Below are 19083 nucleotides of genomic sequence, written 5' to 3' on the forward strand. Positions count from 1 at the left end.
GTGCGTTGTTCGGGCGGGCCGTCGTGGGGCTGGACGGGCGTGGCCGTGGTGGTAACCAGGTCGGCCACGCGCTCGGCGAGCCTGCGCAGCTCGAACTCCACGTCGGCTCTATCTTGGTCGGGCAGCTGTCTCCACAGCATATTGACAGGCTAGGCTGTCCATAGATCATGTGACAGGTCTTCCTGTCAAATCGTCCGCCTGAAGGTACGTCGCACCCTGGCAGCGCTAGCGATCCCTCAATTCCGGGGGTCGAAAAAGGGAACCCCCGGCCCGTGGCCAGGGGTTTACGTCTACGGCGCGTCGTGGTCGGGGTGGCGGTCGCGGCCGACCCCGTGGGAGAGGCCGTCGTGGAGGCCTGCGGTGAGGCGGAGGGGGAATCGCACCCCGGGCGACCCCGACCTAAGACACCACCCTATGGGACATTTTATCCCGCCGACATAACCGACCCGCTGCAGGGCCCGTCATCTCCACGATCTCAGATCGTTAAATGCAGCCCGATATGCTTCAGCATTTTCGGGCACGAGCTCTGACATCTTTTGAAAGAAATCTCCACCTGCCCTACTTAGGACCCTTGCAAAGTCAATAAAGGGTGCACTAGCGCTCCGTGTGATTTTTCCAATCTCGCACGACACCGAAACCATGGCCCCTTGGCGTCTAAATGTGAGCTTGATCGGCTGATCGGGAAAATACATGGAGGCATCTCCCGATTCCGATGTAACTCTAAGCATTTCTGCTACATAGGCCCACAGTTGATCGATATAATCCCATTCCTCGGTCCCCAGGAGTCGGACTCCATTTACACTGAGCTCCATCGCCCCTTCGATATAACTCGAGTCCACCGGAGGATTAACACAGTCTTCCACGGGAAGAAACATGCCCCCTGGAAGCCGTAGATAAGTTTTGACGTCAATCATTATAACCCAAACCTCTCACTCTGCAACCGGATAGAATTGTCCAACCCTACCATTGTTGAGCCCTAGCACATATTTCATTCCATTCACCTCGGCGCTTATCTGATACATGCCTCGACTTCCCCTCTGAAGGAGGGTAGATCTGTTTGCTTGCATGACTTGCATTATTATATTTTCGATATCACTAATAGACATCTTTCCATCAAAGAAGGATTGACTTGACTTTACGGATCCGTCCCAGTATTTGGGGTGATGGCGCGCAAGGATATGAGCCATACCCTTCTTGTCAAGGAGAAGCGTCTGATTTCCGAATCGGTAAGTCTTACTAGTCCAGTTACGAAGTACACTTCCGATATCGCAGGGGCCAGCATTGTGTACAAGAGTGTCAGCGTCCCCCACGCCCACATAGTAAGTGTGGGTTTCCGCAACTGTTAGATTATAGACTTGTTGTGTTGCGAACCACCTGTTAACTGCCTGGACCTTAGTCCAGGTCCCTGTACTGGTTTGAAGCCAGTCGCCCGGCCGGAGATAGGTGGCATCAATCCACTCTCGTAGCGACGGAACCCAGAAGGGATGCTGGGCCGTCGCAGTGATCGACTGAGCACCGGCTTCGCCGGCTCGCTCCGTCTTAATGGTGATCTTAACCAGGTCCTTCGCACCGGAACTGTTGATCAGTGCGGTGACCTTCTTGGCTACCGACTCCCCGCTGGCTGGATCGGTGGCCAGGACTTCGTCTCCGACGCGAACGTCCTCAATTGGTTTACGGCTTCCGTCCGCCATTAGCACCCGAGTTCCCGGCACAAAGCTGCTCATGGTGCACGCAATCCCGGCGGCCCGCACTGCTTTTTCGACCTTTGGGAATCTGGCTATGAACTTACCTGCGCGAGCCAGGGCCCCACCCGGAACAAAGTTGGACGCAGCGAGCAGACATCCCACGGCGCTTCCATTAAAGCAATCCGTAAAATCCTCTACGACGACATCGTATACACCAGTCCAGAAGGCCTTGGCCTCTTCCCAAGATTTCTTAGCCGCCAACTGCGCCTTGTCATGGGTAGACAGTCCAAGATCTGTTACCAGTCTTTGACACTTCCCATTGTTCCACCCCAACGGGTCCCCAGGATGGGGACCGGCGCACAGGTCGTAATACTTTTGCGCCTTAACGAGTAGCGCCGCTGCTTCAATCATCTTGGCGCATGTCTTGATAGTTAGCGCTTTCTCGCATTCAGTGAGCCGCTCGTCTACCGGCCCGAAAGAAATGGCAGTAGGACGTCCCTCCTTGATCCATTCCTGCTTCCAGTGAAGCTTGGCGTATTGAATGAGGATGCCAATTTCACCATCGGTTGCTCCGAGATACGCCATTTCGATGATCTGATTAATATCCTCATCCAAAAGCCGCCAGAAGTTATCTGAAATCTGTGTTCCGTTGGGCAGGTGACCCCGCATGCGCATGTCCTCCTTGGACATGACACGGACCACATTCCAGACGCCCTCATATAGACCACCAGGAGCAGCAATCAGATTGTCATACTCGGGCGTTCCGACGACGAGCTGTCCCGGTCTGGGGCCGAGCTGCCCACCGTTGTCGCCGTTGGCGCTATATCCCCCGCTGCCGTCGGGCGCATAGATGGTCATGTGCCCAGTGGGGTCGGTGCCTGTAAGGGGTGTGGCATTGGCGTAGGTGTAGCGGTTGGCCTGAACCGACGGGCTGGGGTCGAGGGTGGCGGTGTCGCGGCTGGTGAAGGTGCCGGTGCCGGGCTGGTACCAGCGGGCGTGCATGTTGACCTTGCCGGTATCCGGGTCGGTGTACTCGCCCTGGTAGCCGAGGTTGGTGGTACCGCCTGTTTGTGCCGTGATTTCGCCGAAGGGGTCGTAGCTGGTCGAGCTGGCGAGGGCGCTCTGGTAGGTGGCCACGAGGTCGCCATGCAGGTCGCTCATGGCAGCAGCGGCAGGAGTGGTGCCTTCCTGGAGGCCGAGGAGGGCTCCGAAGGGGTCACGCGCGTATTTGGATTGAATACCGCCGCTGACGCTAATAGCGGCCAAGTCGTTGCTGAGCCCGGCGTATAGCTGGGTTTGTTTGGTGGTGCCGCTGATGCGGGAAGTGACGCGGTCGAGGGCGTCATAGGCATACAGGCTGTCGCCGTCGGCGATGAGCCGGTCGAAGGCGTCGAAGGTGAGCTGGGTGGTGGTGCCGCTCTTAGTCTGGCTGGCCAGGGTGCCGCGCGGGGTGTAGGTGTAGTCGGTGCCGTCGCCGGAGATGAGGCGGTTGCGTTCGTCGTAGGTGAAGGTTTTGTCGCCGGCCTTGGTGCGGTTGCCGGCAGCGTCCCACTCATACGCGGTGACCGCGCCGCCGGGGGCGGTCCAGGAGGTGAGCCGTCCGGCGTGGTCGTAGGTGTAGCTGTTGGTGCCGGCTCCGGCCAGGCCAGTGGTGGTCTTGGTGGTGAGGTTGTCGTCCTTGTCCCACCCGTAGGTGATCTTGGCGAGTTGGGTGCCGGAGCCGTTCTTCAGCGTGTGACCAGTGACCCGGTCCATGTTGTCGTAGTCGATGGTTTGGGTGCTGGCCTGGCCGCTGGTGGCGGTGATGGTCTTCAGCCGGCTGGCTGGGTCGTAGCCGTAGGTGAGGGTGCGGCTGGTGACCGGGTCGGTGGCGGTGGCCAGTCGGTTGGCGTTGTCGTAGGTGAAGGTGGCGGTGCCGGCGGCGTCAATGCGCTGGGTGGAGTTGCCGAGCGCGTCGTAAGCGTAGGCGCTCTCCTGCACGCCGGCGCGGAAAGTCTTCACCGGCAGGCTGCGGTCGTTGTAGTCGATGGTCAAGTCGCCGGCGGTGATGGCGCGGCCGGCCAGGTCGTAGCCGAAGGTGCGCTCGGCGGTCGCGGCGCCGCCACCGGCACCGGTTTCCTTGGTCAGGCTGCCCAAGTGGTCGAAGGTGCGGTCGATGCGCACCCCGCCCGGCTGGAGGGTGGCGGTCTGGTTGCCGGCCGCGTCGTAGATGTGAGTCCACGTGCGGTCGGCCAGGTCCGGGTGCGCGGCCGTGGATGGTTCGGTCACCGTCTCGACCAGGCCGAGGCTGTTGTAGCTGGTCCAGGTGGCATTGCCGCGGCCGTCAGTGAGGCGCGTGCGGGCACCGGTGGCGTCGTATCCGAAGATCGTGGTGATCGACTCACTGGCCGAGACCGGCTCGATGAGCGAGGTGGCCCGGTTCAGCGCGTCGAAGGTCTGCTTGGTGACGTAGCCTTCGGGTGAGGTGCTGCTGGTCTGGTTGCCCGCCGGGTCGTAGCCGAAGCCGTACGTGCGTACGACGGCGCCGGTGGCGTCCAGGTCCTTGGCGGCGATCTTGCGGCCGGCCAGATCGTACTCGGCGGTGGTGGCGTTGCCGTTCGGGTCGGTCGTCTTGACCAGGCGGCCGGCCAGGTCGTAGTCCATGGTGGTCTTGTTGGTCAGCGGGTCGGTGACCGTGATGACCTCCCCGGCCGCATTGACCTTGTATCCGGTGGTCTTGTTGCCCGGGGCGATCTGCGTTTTCAGTCGGCCGGCGTCGTCGTACTCCATGGTGGTGGTGTAGGCGGCGGTGGCGGGCTTGCGCTCGATCTGTGTGGCGGTGATCTGCCGGCCGAGGTCGTCGTAGGTGGCCTCGGTGCGAGCCCCGGTGGCGTCGACGGTGGCGAGCTTTTCGCCGGCCAGGTCGTACTCGGTCACCCAGGTGCCAGCGGTCTGGCCGTCGGGGGCAGGGTCAGTGATGCGGACCTGGCGGCCGAGCTGGTCATAGTCGAAAGTCGTGACATAACCGCGCTCGTCCGTGGTGCGGATGAGCTGGCCGGCAGCGTCGTAGCCGTTCGAGGTCGTCGGAGTCACCGCGGCGCCACCGGGCGGGGTGTACGCGGGCGAGCTGGAGCTGACCAGCCGCCCCGCCTTGTCAAAGACAGAGCTCAACGTACGGCCTTCAGCGTCCCGTTGATGCGTCTTACTGCCTACCGTGTCATAGCCGATCTTGCCGGTCGGACGGCCCTGGCTGGCGGTCCCGGCCTTGTCGATCTGGACCTGCGGCGCGACGGTCTCCACCAGGCGATCCAACGCGTCGTAGCGCATGGTGGTGGTGTAGTCGGCGGCGTTGACCCCGCTGACGTTGCCGCGCGGATCGACGATCGAAGTGGCCAGGCCGCGATCGTCGTAGCCGATGGTGGAAACCAGGTCCTGGTCGCCGTTCTCGATGGTTTCCTTGGTGGGCTGGTTGAGCTTGTTGTACGCGTATTCCTTGATCTCCGTGCGGGTACCGCTGCCGGCGCCGGTGCGGGCGGACTTGATGACGTTGCCGTTGGCGTCGTAGGTGAAGACGGTCTTGCGCTTCAGGCCCGTCGGGTCGAACGTCTGCGACGACAGCCGGCTCCCCGCGTCGTAGACAAAGCCAGTCGTGGCGATCCCACCGCCGGTGACCTGCTCGACGAGGTTTCCCGCATCGTCATAGGTATTCGCCTCGAGCACCACGTCCCTGGGCGTGGTGACGCCACTGAGCTTGACGTCGTCCCCGATGCTCTCCGACAGCCGATTGTCGGCATAGTAGGTGTAGGACATCTTGCGGCCCATCGCGTCCACCCGCAAAGCCAGACGCCCAGCCGGATCGTAGGAACGCGACTCCAGCACCACATCCGTGGCCAGCTGTGGAATGACCGGGCTCGCGGTCCAGCCCTTGAGCGTGGTGGAGATCAGCTCGCCCCGCTTGCTGTACGCATACGCGGTGACCGTGCCACGGGCGTCGGTGGTACTGGCCTTCTGGCCCAGCGTGTTCCACGCCTGGCGGGTCACGCCGCCCTCGGCGTCAGTGACAGACTCCAGGCGTCCGAAGGTGTCGTAGCCGTAGACGACCTTACGCTCGGCGTCGCCGCCGGTCAGGTCCGCGATGGTTTCCGACAGCTTGTTACCGTCCAGGTCATAGCCGTAGGAGGTGCGGGCCGTGTGCGTGACGCCGGAGATCTCGTTCTTGACCGCCGCGCCGGTCACCGCGGTCACCCTGCCGAGCGCGTCATAGGTCACCGTGGTCGTGACCCCGTCCGGGTACGCATCCGACACCGTCGCCGTGGACGTGAGGCGACCGAGCACGTCGTAGGCGAGCTTGGTCACCAAGCCTTCTGGGCCGGACTGTTCGGCCAGGTCACCGGCGGCGGTGTAGGCGTAAGACCAGCTGTTGCCCTTGGGGTCGGTGCGCGTTTTCGCCAAACCGGCCGGGGTGGTGCCGCCGCCGACGGCCGTCTCGCTGCCGTCGGTGTAGGCGACCGTGACGGAGCGGCCATTGGGGAAATCGGTCGTGGCCGGGCTGGTCTGCTTGGTCTGCTCGCCGTAGGCGTTGTACTCGAGCGTGGTGGCGTAGGTGTTGTCGGTGGCGGAGGAAGAGCGGCCGTCGCGCACCGCGGTCAAGCGGTCGTTGCGCGGATCGAACTTGTCGTCCTTGTTGAAGTAGTACGAGAAGTAGACGTAGTAGTCGATGCCGCTGCGGCGGGTGGTCTGGCGGATCGGATTGCCGCGCTCGTCGTTGGCGAGCGTTGTGACGTTCTCGTTGGCGTCGATCGTGCTTGCCAGGAAGCCGCCGGTGTCATAGCGGTAGTCCGTCTGCTGGCCCAGCTGATCGGTGCGGGTCACCAGCCGGTAGCCACGCCAGGCATCGTGGACCGTGCTGACCTTCTCATTGTTCGGGTCGGTCACCGTGACCGTGGACGTGCCCTCGGCCTTGTCGACGACCTGCTCGCCGATCTGCCAGGTGCCGCCGTTCTGGTCGGTATGGGTCTTGATGCGGTCGGTGACCGCATCGTAGGTATTGCTCGCCCACACCCGGCCCGCAGGAGTGGTCACCTTGGCCAGCTTGTTACGCGCGTCGGAGCGAGCCGCCGCATAGTGCGCCTGAACCTCGGCCTGCGTTAGCGGCCGGTCGTACAGTGCCGCCTCGTCAAGCTGGCCGTCCAGGGCAAAGTTGCCGGTGCTGCTGCCGGCGGGCATGAGCCAGTTGAGCGGGCCGATGGCAAAGCGCGCCTCCCCCTGCCAGGACAGGGCGCGAGCCATCGACAGGCTGCCGACCAGCTGCCCGTCCAGGTAGAGCCGGTCGGTGCCGTTGTCGGCGGTCAGCACCACGTGATGCCACTGGCCGTCGGTGACGGTTGCCGTGGTGGTGATCGGCGTGAACTGCTCGGTGTCTTCTTCGGAATCGCTCGGCAGGAACTGGCCGCGCAGCTTGCCGTCGGTGCCGATGTACAGGGCCGAGTACGCGGAAACGGATGGCCCGGCCGCGAACACCGTCCCGGGTTTGGTGGTCTTGAACCATGTCTCCACTGACGCTTGTCCGGCCAACCGGCCGACCACGTTGGGCTGCAGCGTCATGCCGGTGCTCTTGAACGTGGTGGAGGTGTCGGCCGTGCCGGCCAGCGCGCCCGGCTGCCCGCGCGTGGCAGTCGACGTCGTGCCCGGCCCGGCTCCCCACCCCAGATCCGCGACCTGCGTACCGGAGGGCTCGTTCAACCGCCAGTACCCGTACGGGAGCGAGTCCAGCACGGCGGCGCGGTAGTTTGAGCCGCTGCCATAGTCGTAGCGAGTGCAGGCAGGCTCGGCGTCCGGGGCGCACACCGACATCAGGCGATCGGCGTCGTAGGTGTACATCAACGTCAGCGCCTGACCGTCGACCGGGTCAGTGGACACGCTGGAGACATGGCTGCCGGTCCAGTCAAAGCGCAGGGAACGGCCGCCTACGGCGGTCACGGTGGCAAGTTTTCCGGCCCCATCGTAGGCGAGGTCCTGGCTGCGGCCACGGCTGTCGGTGATCTTGGTCAGGCGGCCGTTCGCGTCGAACAAATAGGAGGTGGAGGACTTCTCCATCAGCCGCCAACCCCCGCTTGCTTGCTCAGCAAGCGTGGCGTACATGCCCGGAGGGGGCTGGAACGTGCCGTCACCCTTGGCGCCGAACCGCAGCACTCGCCCGTCCGGTTGCGTCACCAGCAGTGCCGTATCCGCAGCGACGATCTTCATGTCCCACCGGGTGGACCAGCCGGCGCCGAACATGCCGCTGCTGCGGGGATCGAAGGTGTTGTAGGAGCGCGTCACCGACAGTGGCGGCCCCGCCGCGGCCACCTGCACATCCGTCATCGCGGTCGTGTAGTTGCCGGAGACCGGGTCGAACTCCTGCCCGTCCGGTCCTCGCGCCGCCAGCTGGGAGCCCACCGCCAGCTGCCGCACCCCGGTGGTGAAGGTGATCGCAGTCGACACCGTCTCGGCCAGGGTGCCGCGATCCTTGACCGTCACCTGCCAGTAGTACTGCTTGCCCCATTTCAGCTTGGCCGCCGGCACCCGCCAGGTGTAGACGTCGCTCTGAACACTGGAGGAAAAGCAGCCGCTCAGCATCGAGCCGTCGTTGCAGACCTTGAAGGTGTAATCCATGCCGTTGGCACTGCCAGCCTTCACCAGCAACAACGGCGTCAGCGTGTCCACGAGCGCGAAATTCGACGGGGAACGATCGTCGATCCACGGCGCGCAGCAGGCCGCGTCCAATTGCTCGGCCCGCTGTGCTCCGCTTGGAAGCGCCCGCTCGTCCTGCCCGGTTGCCCACTCGCCGCCATCGCGTTGCTCCAGCGGCAGAGCGCCCTTCGGAGGTTCTCCGCTGCCGCCATTACTGCCGGCGGCGCCCGTTGCTGACGCTTCTGCGGATGTCCGTGTCACCGACGATGGCACCAGCGACGGCACACCGGCCGCCGTTCCGGCCATCTGCCGGGGCGTATCAACCTCACCCCCGGCAGCCGATAACGCGACATCCACACCTACCCGAGCCAGAGCAGGACCGGACGCAAGCGATAACAAGCCGGGCAGCACAGCGATCAGAATCGAAGCCACCAGGAAAGGCGATCGAGCCCACGCCAAATACCGGCGCATACGCCGTCACACTCCGAACTACGCAGGGCGCCCTTCGACGCCGGACGAAGCTCCACCCCACCCGGCACAGCCACTAAGGCCCTGACACGTGCAGCTCGGAGCGAGTTACCAAACGGGCAAAGCGTAAGACGAACATAAAACGCAGGGCAAGATCGATTGTTGTGACAGATATGCCACGGAACGCGACGAACCACGTGTTCGGCCGCATCCATTATAAAACGGACATCGATGATGGAGCCCCGCAATCGGTGCGGTACGGGCCTCCTGGCTCCCATGATCGCGAACACCGTGGGCTCGGCGGAGGGCGCTCCAGCCGGTCAGCGACGCCGGGCTGCTGGGTCACGGCTCTGCTGCCAGCGGGCCAACGCCTCGGGGGACACGCGGGCATAGCGGGCCAGGGACGCGACCGAGGTGTGGCCGGAGTAGGCCAGCAAGGTGGAGGTGTTCGCGCCGTCTTCGGCCGCGTGCGTGAGCGCGCTGTGGCGCAGCTGATGCAGCGTCCACGGGCCGCCGGGCAGCTCGGCGGTGGCCTGCTCGAACAGTTCGGCGGCGCGGCGGTAGGACAGCCGGGCCCGGCCGGAGTCCGAATCGACGTCGGACGGCGGCAGCGGGACGCGGGCGCGCCGGTCGGTGAGGAAGACCGGCCCGCCGCGGCGGCCCTCCAGCAGGCGGGGCAGCAGCCGGGCGGTGGGCGTCTGCCAGACGATGACGTCGACCGCGCCGCCCTTGCGCCGCACCTTGGCGCGGCGGTTGCGCAAGTCGAGGTCGGCGGCGTCGAGGGCCAGGACCTCCTCGGCCCGGGCTGCCGTCTCATACAGCAGCCGGAACAGGGTGCGCTCGCGCAGGGCCAGGCTCTGCCGACCGAGTAGGGCCTCGATCTGGGCGCGGTCGAGGGCCTTGGCGCGGTCCGGGGTGCGGGCGCGGCGGCGGATGCGGCGCAGCGGGTCGCCGGTCAGCCAGTCCCGGTCGTGCCACCAGTCGCGGGCGGAGCCGAGCGCGTCGCGGCGGGCGTTGAAGGTGGCCGCGGCCGCGCCGCCCCAGCGGGCGGTGAACCAGGCGGCGAGGCGGTCAGCGCCTGGCTCACCCTCCAGCGCGGTCAGCGGCGTCTGCGCGCCGAGCTCGCGGGCCAGGGCGCGCAGCGCGATCGCGTACGCCTTGGCGGTGTTGCGGTTGCCGATGGTGGCCAGGAACGCTTCGATGGCCGCGCCGAGCTCCGGCGCGTCCGGTCGCGGACTCAGCCGGCGGACCGTCCCCATCGCACCCCTCCGAATCTCTATCGCAGATAAGCACCCTGAGTCGCCCGCTCCGGCGGGCGACCGTGCCGGGCGGCGTCCGAGGTCGGCCGCGCCATCGTCGGCGGGCGGGAGCATGCTATCGCAGATAATCACTCACTATCTGCGATAGCTACCTGGATTCCTCTCGGTGCCCTACCGTGGCTGGTCTGCCCAGTGTCTACGTGTCTTACCTTTGGCTTCCGGTCTCCGCGTTCTGCAGGGTCGGATGCTGGGTGCCGCGCGCCGGCTTGTTCGGTTTGCGGGTGGCGTCGGGCAGATCGAGCCTTAGAGGTCCTAACAGAAAGATCAGCGGACGAGGCGTCGCCAGCAGATAATCGCGGCGGCAAGGGTCATGAAGGCTTCATGGATGTCGTCGCGGACCTCCCAGCGGACGCGCAGGCGGCGGAACCAGTGCAGGAGCGCGATCGCCCGCTCGACGACCCAGCGGTGAACGCCCAGGCCGGAGCCGTGTGGAGTGCCACGTCGGGCGATGATGGGCTTGATGCCGGTGCGCCAGACCAGGCGACGGTACTTGTCGTGGTCGTAACCGCGGTCGGGGTACAGGCAGTCGGGTCGCTTGCGGGGCCGGCCGACCCGGCCGCGTACGGGCGGGATGGCCTTGATGAGTGGCAGGAGCTGGGTGACGTCGTTGCGATTGCCGCCGGTCAGGGAGACTGCGAGAGGGATGCCGCCTCCGTCGGTGATGACGTGGTGTTTCGAGCCCGGCTTGGCGCGGTCGACCGGGCTCGGGCCGGTTTTGGGCCGCCCTTGAGCGTCCGGACGTGCGAGCTGTCGATCATCGCCTGGGACCAGTCGAGCTGGCCCGCGGCGTGCAACTCGGCGAGCAGCACCTCATGCAGCTTGTTCCAGACGCCGGCGGCGTGCCAGTCACGCAGCCGCCGCCAGCAGGTCATACCGGAGCCGAAGCCCAGCTCCTGGGGCAGGAACTCCCACGGGATCGCGGTGTAGAGCACGAACAAGATGCCCTGCAGAGCCAGCCGGTCATCCAGCCGCTTACGGCCTGGATGGCGCCTTCGTCGCTCCACCTTCGGCAGCAACGGCTCGATCCGCTCCCACAGGCTGTCCGGCACGATCCACGGCAGTTGCTCACCCTTCTTCACACAGAGATCAACGATCAACGAGACCACCGGACACGGCCCTAGATCATTTTGTTAGGACCTCTTAGGCTTCCTGGCATGAGCCGCCAAACCGTGCGTCGGCCCGCCTTCCGGGGGTTCGCCCGTCGGAAGACGGGCCGACACTTTTCGGGTCGTCTGGCGTCAGCAGGATGCGAGCATGCTGGTCAATGCGCTCTTCTCGGCGGAGTCCACGCTAAGACCCCAGTACCACTTCACCTGGATCCAGGCCCTGGCATAGGTGCAGTCGAATGAGCTACGTGGCGGCTGCCACTCCGCAGGATCCTGGTCGCTCTTGGCCTGGTTGACGTTGTCGGTCACCGCCCACAACTGCGGGCCGCCCAGGTCGTTGGCGAAGGATTGCCGCTTGGACGTGGTCCAGGCCCAGGCCCCTGAACTCCATGCCTCGGCCAGCGGCACCATGTGGTCGATGTCGACGTCACTGGCCTGGCTCCAGGTGGCGCCGTCGTAGGGGCTGTACCAGGAGCCGGAGACGGCGGCACAGGAGGAGTCGGTGACTCGTCGATGTGCGCCTGGAGCTCCCTCAGCGGCTCGCTGCGCGGCGTCATGGACCGCATCGGCGTGCTGAACTGGCTCTGCCCGCCCGGCCTATGCAGATACACCACGAGGCCGCGGGCGACGTCCCTGGCCAGCGCGTGGCCGTGGTCCCTGGCCACCAGCGCGAGCGCGAGGTCCACGCCGGACAGCACGCCCGCCGAGGTCCAGATGTCGCCGTCCTCGATGTAGAGCGGGTCGGCGTCCACCTCGACGCGCTCATAGCGGGCGTCCAGGTCCCGGGCGGCGAGCCAGTGCGTGGTGACCCGCCGGTGGTCCAGCAGCCCGGCCTCGGCCAAGAGGAACGCGCCGTTGCACACCGACGCGACCCGCCGGGCGCCTGCCGCCAGCCCGGCGATGTGCCCGACGAGCTGCCGGTCCGCCAGCCGCTCGGGCACGGACAGCCCGCCCGCCACCAGCAGCGTGTCGATCGGCCCCGCGACCTCGCCGAGCGCCGAGGCCGTGACGGTGACGCCGTTCCCCGCGGGCACGGCGCCTCCGCCCACGGCCGCCACCTCGACCCGGTACCCGCCCTCGGGCACCAGCAGGTCCGCCGTCGCGAACACGTCCGCGGGACCGGCCATGTCGAGGAGCTGGAAGCCAGGGAAGACGACGATCAGGACTCGTCGCTGCATGCCTTCATGCTGGTCGCAGGCCTGTAGTGGCGTCAACGACACGAATATTGCAAATTATGCCGAGAGCCCCCGGGGCAGGACCGGGGGCTCTCGGCGCGGAATGGGCGGAAAAATCAGCCCATGTGCGGGTAACGGTGGTCGGTCGGCGGCACGAACGTCTCCTTGATCGTGCGGGCGTTCACCCAGCGGATCAGGTTGAAGATCGAGCCCGCCTTGTCGTTGGTGCCCGAGGCGCGGGCGCCGCCGAACGGCTGCTGGCCCACGACCGCGCCCGTCGGCTTGTCGTTGACGTAGAAGTTGCCCGCCGCGAAGCGCAGCCGGTCGGACGCGGACGTGATGGCGTACCGGTCCTGGGCGATGATCGACCCGGTCAGCGCGTACGGCGCGATGCCCTCCATCTGGTCGAGCACCGTGTCGAAGTCGCGGTCCTCATAGACGTGTACGCCCAGGATGGGACCGAAGTACTCCTTGACGAAGATCTCGTCGGCCGGGTCGGCGCACTCCAGGATGGTCGGCTTCACGAAGTATCCGACGCTGTCGTCGTACGAGCCGGTGAGGACGTCGATGTTCGCGGCCGCCCGCGCCCGGTCGATGGCCTCCTTGTGCTTGGCGAACGCCCGGGCGTCGATGACCCCGCCCATGAACGTCGACAGGTCGCCCGACACGTCGCCCACGCTCAGCGACTCGGCCACCGAGACGAAGTCGTCGCGCATCCGGTTCCAGACCGAGCGCGGCACGTACGCCCGCGAGGCCGCCGAGCACTTCTGCCCCTGGTACTCGAACGCGCCCCTGATCAGCGCCGTCGAGAGCACCGCCGGGTCGGCGGACGGGTGGGCCAGCACGAAGTCCTTGCCGCCGGTCTCGCCGACGAGGCGCGGGTAGCCGTGGTAGGAGGCGATGTTCTGGCCGACCGTGCTCCACAGGTGCTGGAAGGTCGCAGTCGAGCCGGTGAAGTGGATCCCGGCCAGCGCGGGGTGCGCGAGCGCCACGTCGGAGACGGCCTGCCCGTTGCCGGTGACCATGTTGATCACGCCAGGGGGCAGCCCTGCCTCCTCCAGCAGTCGCATGGTGAAGTGCGCGGCGAACTGCTGGGTGGGCGACGGCTTCCAGACGACGACATTCCCCATCAAAGCGGCAGAAGTCGGCAAATTTCCGGCGATGGCGGTGAAGTTGAACGGCGTGATCGCGAGCACGAAGCCCTCGAGCGGCCGGTACTCCATCCTGTTCCACACGCCGGGCGACGAGATCGGCTGGTCGGCGTAGAGCTGGCGCGCGTACGCCACGTTGAACCGCAGGAAGTCGATCAGCTCGCAGGCCGAGTCGATCTCCGCCTGCTGCGCCGACTTCGACTGGCCCAGCATGGTCGCCGCGTTGAGCGTCGCCCGCCACGGCCCGGACAGCAGGTCCGCGGCCTTGAGGAAGATCGCCGCCCGCTCGTCGAACGACAGCGACCGCCACGCGGGAGCCGCCCACAGCGAGGCGTCGATGGCGTCCTGCACGTCCTGGGCCGTAGCGTCGTTGGTACGGCCCAGGACGGAGGCGTGGTTGTGCGGCTGCACCACGTCGATGGGGGCGCCGCCGCCCAGACGCTGCTCGCCGCCGATGGTCATGGTCAGGTCGACCGACGACCCGGCCAGCTCCTTGATGCGGTCCTCCAGCGCGGACCGCTCGGCGCTGCCCGGCGCGTACCCGTAGATGCGCTCGTTGGCGGGAACGGGGACGTTGCTGATGGCATCCATTACTTACCCCCAAGGGCACGAAGGAAGAAGGCGACGTTGGCGGGGCGCTCCGCGAGGCGGCGCATGAAGTAGCCGTACCAGTCGTCGCCGTAGGGGACGTAGACGCGGACCGTGTGGCCGGCCCCGGCCAGGGACTCCTGCAGGTCGGTCCGGATTCCGTAGAGCATCTGGAACTCGTGGTCGCCGATCGTCCGCCCGAACCGGTCGGCGAGCAGCTCCGTGATCGCGATCATGCGATCGTCGTGCGTCGCCACCATGGGGTATCCCTTCCCCGCCATGAGGATCCGCAGGCATCGCACGTACGCCTTGTCCACGGCGCTCCTGCCCTGGTGGGCCACGGAGGCGGGCTCGCGGTAGGCGCCCTTGACCAGGCGTACCCTGGAGCCCTCCGCGGCCAGGTCGCGGCAGTCGTCCTCGCTGCGGAACAGGTACGCCTGGATCGCCACGCCCGTCGACGGATAGTCCTCGCGCAGCTTGCGCAGGATGGACAGTGTCGAGTCGACGGTGGTGTGGTCCTCCATGTCGAGCGTGACGGTCGAGCCGTTGACCGCCGCGCCGGCGCAGATCTCGCGAGCGTGCTCAAGCGCCATCGCGTCGTCGAGCCGCTGCCCGACGGCCGACAGCTTCACCGACACCTCGCCCCGGGTCCCGAGCTCGAGCGGCCGCAGGGCCTGGAGCAGCGTGAGGTAGGCGTCCGTGGTGGCCTCGGCGGCCCGCGCGTCGCGCGTCTCCTCGCCGAGGTGGTCGACGGTGACGGCCAGCTTCGCGTCGCGCAGCCGCTCGATGGCGTCGCGGGCTTCCTGAACGGTTTCCCCCGCGACGAACCGCCCGACCACCTTCCTGGTGACCGGAAAGCCCGACACGGCACGGCGTACGACGCCGCTCCCTGACGCGGCGAGGAGCACTTGACCCAGCATGCCTCAAGTCTAAAAACGCAGCTCAGAGGGGGCCATCGACGTGCGTAACGCCGGGTGTGGCAGGCTGTCATACAAATGCACAACTCGGCAGACCTACAAGAGATCGTCGACGAGATCGCCGCCCGGCTGGGGGCGTCCGTGACGCTGGAGGACCGCTCGTTCCGGCTGCTGGCCTACGGGGCGCAGCATGGCGACATCGACACGGTCCGCCAGGAGTCGATCCTGCGCAGGCGCGCCACCGGCGAGGTACGCGACTACTTCGAGCGCTACGGCATCGCCAAGGCCGTAGGCCCGGTCAGGATCCCCGCCGACGCCGAGCTGGGGGTCCTCGCCAGAGTGTGCTGGCCGCTACGCCACGGCGAGGTCACCTACGGCTACCTGTGGCTGCTCGACTCGGGCTCGCTCACGGCCCTCGACTCCGTCGCGCCGCTGGTGGCCAGAGCCGCCGCCGCGCTCGCCCAGGAGGCCAGGAGCAGGCAGGACCTCGGCCGGGGCCTGCTCTCCCTGTTCTCGGCCGACCCGGCGGAGCGCGCGAGCGCGTCCATCGAGTTGCCGGGCCCGGTCGTGGCGGTCGCCGTACGCGAGTCGGCCGAGCGCGTCGCCGCCTTGTGGACGCTCCCGCGCGGCGTCCTGGCCCGCACCGGCTCGCCTCTCGCCCTGCTCACCCCGGCCCACCTCGCGGGCGAGGTCGCGCAGACCCTCCAGAGCGCGTACGGCACCGCCGCCGGGATCGGCGCCCCCAGGCCCGAGCCGGCCGACGCCTGGCTGAGCTGGCGCGAGGCCCGCCACGCGCTGCGCGTCGCCGAGCACTTTCCCCGGTACGCCCCCATCGCCCGCTGGGAGGACCTGGGCGCGCACCGTCTGCTCGCCAGGCTCGGCCAGGCGGACCTGCGCGAGCTGGCGGCCGAGACCGCGGCCCTGGACGCCGAGCTGGCCGAGACCGTGGAGGTCTACCTCGACCACGGCGGCCACGCCCAGAAGGCGGCCGCCGAGCTCGGCATCCACCGCCAGACGCTCTACTACCGGCTGGGCAAGGCCGAGCGCCTCACGCACAGGGACCTGTCGGACGGTGACGACCGCCTGGCCGTGCACCTCGGTCTCAAGGCCGCGCGGCTCTGTAGACCTTGACCCAGTCCACGTACATGGACACGGTGTCCGGCGTGGCGGAGTCACGGCACCGAGGTTCGCACACCACGTCGTTCTGGAGCGCGAGCCCCATCTCGCGTCCCTGAGGCACGTACGCGCCCCGGTAGTCCCAGAGCCTCTTGCCGTCCAGCCAGAACGTCAGCCGCCCCGGCAGCCAGTCCACCGCCACCGTGTGCCACTTGGTGAAGTCGGCCCGCAACTGCCGCAGGGCCCGGCCGTGCCCGCCGTGCACGAAGATCCCGCCGCCCTGCCGCTGCGGGTCCACGATCTCGGCGAAGTCCACCTCGGCGTAGTCGTCGTTCTCGCCCTGCGCGGTCGGCCACAGCAGCGCCACGGGGGTGTACCCGGCCCCCGCCTCGGCCCTGAACCTGACCTCCCACCTGCCGTACTGCTGCGCGAGCCGGGTGGCCACGCCGCCCGACAGGTCCTTGCCGCCGTACATGCCGCCCTTGAGGCGCAGCATGCCGTTCGCGACCGTGGTCGCCTTCCCGGTACGGGGGTTCCGCCGGGCCTGGGGGGAGTGGTAGACCATCCACCTGCCGGTGTCGAGCGTGGAGCCGTCGAAGTTCTCCACGAGGACCGGGGCGCCCCAGCCCGGCGTCTGTGCCTGCGCGGTCTGGGGGAGCGCGGCGACGCCCAGGAGCGTGAGCGTCACCAGGATCTGACTGCGTGTAGTCATGTGGTCAATGGAAGCAAAGATGTCACTCCTGTAACGGCTCTTCGCGGAATCCGGGTGCTTGGCCGGTGCCGCCGCCTCTGAGATGAAGCGCGCCGGCCCAGCTCCTCTGGGCGGGATCAGGCGCAGGCCGCCTCGTAGACCCGTACGAGCTCCTGGCTCACCCGCTCCCAGGAGTAGCGCGAGCGCGCCCGGTCGGCCCCGGCGTAGCCGAGCGCGGTGCGCAGGGTCGGGTCACACAGGAGCTCGCGGACCAGCCGGGCGGTGCTCGCCGGCCGGTCGGGCGGCACCAGCAGCCCGGTGACGCCGTCGACGATGGAGTCGAGGTGCGCGCCGACGGCCGAGGCGATCACCGGTACGCCGCAGGCCATCGCCTCCAGCGCGACGATCCCCGTCGCGGCCTCGCGCGGCACCGACACCACGGCGTCCGCGCTGCGCATCAGCTTCGGCACGGCGGGCCGCTTGACCTGGCCGAGCAGCGTGACCCGGTCGGCGACGCCGAGTTGTTCGGCCAGAGCGCGCAGGCGGCGGGCGTCCCTGTCGTCCTCGAGGTCCTCGGGCTCCGGCCCGCCCGCGATGACCAGCTCGACGTCGCCGAGCCCCGGCAGCGCCCGGACGATGGTGTGCGCACCGCGCTCCGTAGAGAGGGGGCCGACGTGCAGCAGCCGCTTGCGCGTGCCCCGCGTGGCCACCGCGCCGCGGCGCTGGAAGCGCTCGGTGTCGACGCCGTACGGGACGACGGCGATGTTGCAGCGCGGCACGCCGAGCCTGATCAGGGCCGACTCCTCGTCGCCTGATCCGGCGATGACCGCGTCGGCCCGGCGGCCGAGCGCCAGCTCCAGATCCTTGTGCGAGGTGTCGATGGTGTGGAACGTCTGCGTGACCGGCACCCCGAGGTCGTGGGCGCCCGCCACGGCGGCCAGCCCACCCGTCCACGAGTGCGCGTGGATCACGTCGGGCCGGTCCTGGCTCCACCGCTTCATCAGGTGTTCGCCGACGTCGTTCAGGAACGGCACGACGTCGTCGTCCGCGAGCTCCACGGCGGGACCCACGTCGATCTGCTCCAGCGTGACCCCCGGGGCCACCCGCGTCTTGGGCTTGCCCTCAGCGCTGTCACGGCGGGAGTAGACGGTGACATGGTGCCCGCGACCCAGTTCGCGCGCGACGGAAAGGATGTGGTGACTCCGGATGCCCCCGGCGGCGGCGACGATCGCGATATTCATGGCACACCTCAGCGTGGAAAGCCTGAAAGGTGTGCCTGCGTCTTAGGCACATCGATCTACGCTTCGAACATACCCAGGTTTGAGCCGATCGCAAACCCCTGCAGATCAGACATCGTGACCGTGCAGGTCAGACGCCCCGGAGCGCGAGGATCACGATCTCGTCCCACACCTGGCCGCCCGAGAACGCGTGCCGGTCCGCCTCCACCGTCTTGACCACCGTGGAGGGCGACTGGCCCGCGCACCGGCCGAGCACGTCGGCCAGGCGCTCCTCGCCGTACGGCTCGCCGCGATCGTTCCTGGAGGAGATCAGCCCCTCCGAATACAGCACCAGCGTCTCGCCCGAGGCGAGCATCAGCCGCTCCACCCCCATCTCCGCCTCGAGCGCGATGCCCAGCGGCACGCCGCCACCCGCGGCGAAGCGCACGCCGCCGTCGGCCTGCAGCAGCGCGGCGGGGTGATGCCCGGCGGACGACAGTCTGATCTCGCGCCCCTTCACGAAACCCGCGACGGCCATCACGAACATGCCGGTGCCCTGCGTGACCAGGGCCTCGTTGACCTTGCGCATCGCCAGGTCGGGGTCGGACTCCCAGACGCTGAGCACCCGCAGGCCGCCGCGTACCATCGCGCTGACCGAGGCCGCCTCCTCGCCCTTGCCCGCGGCGCCGCCCAGCGCGAACCCCCATCCGCCCGACACGGGGAAGACGTCGTAGAACTCGGCGCCCACCGACGATCCCGGGTGGTAGACGGCCGCCGCCTCGTAGCCGGGCACGTCGGGCAGATTGCGCGGCGCCACGCTCGCCGAGAGTGCGTCCGCGGCCCTCGAACGGCTCTGGAAGCTGGTCTGGGCGCGTACCGCCAGGCCGAGCTGCAGCCCGACCTCCTGCATGACGGCCAGGTCGGCCAGCGTGAACGGCTGCCGGTCGTGCGTGCGCACCAGCGTCAGCACGCCATCGGCGGTGCCGATCGGGACGCACA

Annotated in this window: 11 protein-coding genes; 1 reads left to right on the forward strand and 10 read right to left on the reverse strand. The window is 67.5% G+C overall.

Going from position 1 to position 19083, the window contains the following annotated elements; translation table 11 throughout:
* Window positions 1-929: 929 nt before the first annotated feature.
* The 7 genes from AB0J09_RS29340 to AB0J09_RS29370 form a co-directional block, all read right to left on the reverse strand.
* Window positions 930-8768, reverse strand: coding sequence for a LamG-like jellyroll fold domain-containing protein (locus AB0J09_RS29340; protein ID WP_360698007.1), 7839 nt, complete (start codon window positions 8766-8768; stop codon window positions 930-932).
* A 356-nt stretch (window positions 8769-9124) separates the two neighbouring features.
* Complete coding sequence (locus AB0J09_RS29345; RefSeq protein WP_360698010.1) at window positions 9125-10063, reverse strand: site-specific integrase; 939 nt, start codon at window positions 10061-10063, stop codon at window positions 9125-9127.
* A 324-nt stretch (window positions 10064-10387) separates the two neighbouring features.
* Window positions 10388-11184, reverse strand: a protein-coding gene (locus tag AB0J09_RS29350) for an IS5 family transposase (protein WP_360698036.1) whose coding sequence is annotated in 2 segments (ribosomal slippage) — window positions 10388-10842 and window positions 10842-11184 — 798 coding nt in all. Because the reading frame shifts where the segments join, the coding sequence is not laid out codon by codon here.
* A gap of 177 nt (window positions 11185-11361) precedes the next feature.
* Entirely contained in the window at window positions 11362-11640 is a 279-nt protein-coding gene (locus AB0J09_RS29355) for a DUF1524 domain-containing protein (protein ID WP_360698012.1), read from the reverse strand.
* Window positions 11535-12407, reverse strand: a complete 873-nt coding sequence (locus AB0J09_RS29360; RefSeq protein WP_360698015.1) for an AraC family transcriptional regulator — start codon at window positions 12405-12407, stop codon at window positions 11535-11537. The genes AB0J09_RS29355 and AB0J09_RS29360 overlap by 106 nt, the downstream gene beginning before the upstream one ends.
* 113 nt (window positions 12408-12520) lie before the next feature.
* Window positions 12521-14146 carry an L-glutamate gamma-semialdehyde dehydrogenase gene (pruA, locus tag AB0J09_RS29365; RefSeq protein ID WP_360698018.1) on the reverse strand — a complete coding sequence of 542 codons (1626 nt, stop codon included), beginning with the start codon at window positions 14144-14146 and terminating at the stop codon, window positions 12521-12523.
* Window positions 14146-15063, reverse strand: a complete 918-nt coding sequence (locus AB0J09_RS29370) for a proline dehydrogenase family protein (RefSeq protein WP_360698021.1) — start codon at window positions 15061-15063, stop codon at window positions 14146-14148. Before AB0J09_RS29370 ends, pruA begins: the two co-directional genes overlap by 1 nt.
* 75 nt (window positions 15064-15138) lie before the next feature.
* Between AB0J09_RS29370 and AB0J09_RS29375 the strand changes: the two genes are divergently transcribed.
* Window positions 15139-16191, forward strand: coding sequence for a helix-turn-helix domain-containing protein (locus AB0J09_RS29375; protein WP_360698024.1), 1053 nt, complete (start codon window positions 15139-15141; stop codon window positions 16189-16191).
* Here AB0J09_RS29375 and AB0J09_RS29380 read toward each other — a convergent pair.
* The 3 genes from AB0J09_RS29380 to AB0J09_RS29390 form a co-directional block, all read right to left on the reverse strand.
* A complete protein-coding gene (locus AB0J09_RS29380) occupies window positions 16163-16888 on the reverse strand; it encodes a glycoside hydrolase family 16 protein (RefSeq protein WP_360698027.1) in 726 nt (241 codons plus the stop codon). The genes AB0J09_RS29375 and AB0J09_RS29380 overlap by 29 nt on opposite strands.
* A 116-nt stretch (window positions 16889-17004) precedes the next feature.
* Entirely contained in the window at window positions 17005-18108 is a 1104-nt protein-coding gene (locus tag AB0J09_RS29385; protein WP_360698030.1) for a glycosyltransferase, read from the reverse strand.
* A gap of 127 nt (window positions 18109-18235) precedes the next feature.
* Window positions 18236-19083: SpoIIE family protein phosphatase (locus tag AB0J09_RS29390; protein WP_360698033.1), on the reverse strand; the 848-nt coding region annotated here is incomplete at its 5' end.

This window comes from Nonomuraea sp. NPDC049784, assembly GCF_040659615.1.
Lineage (GTDB): Bacteria > Actinomycetota > Actinomycetes > Streptosporangiales > Streptosporangiaceae > Nonomuraea.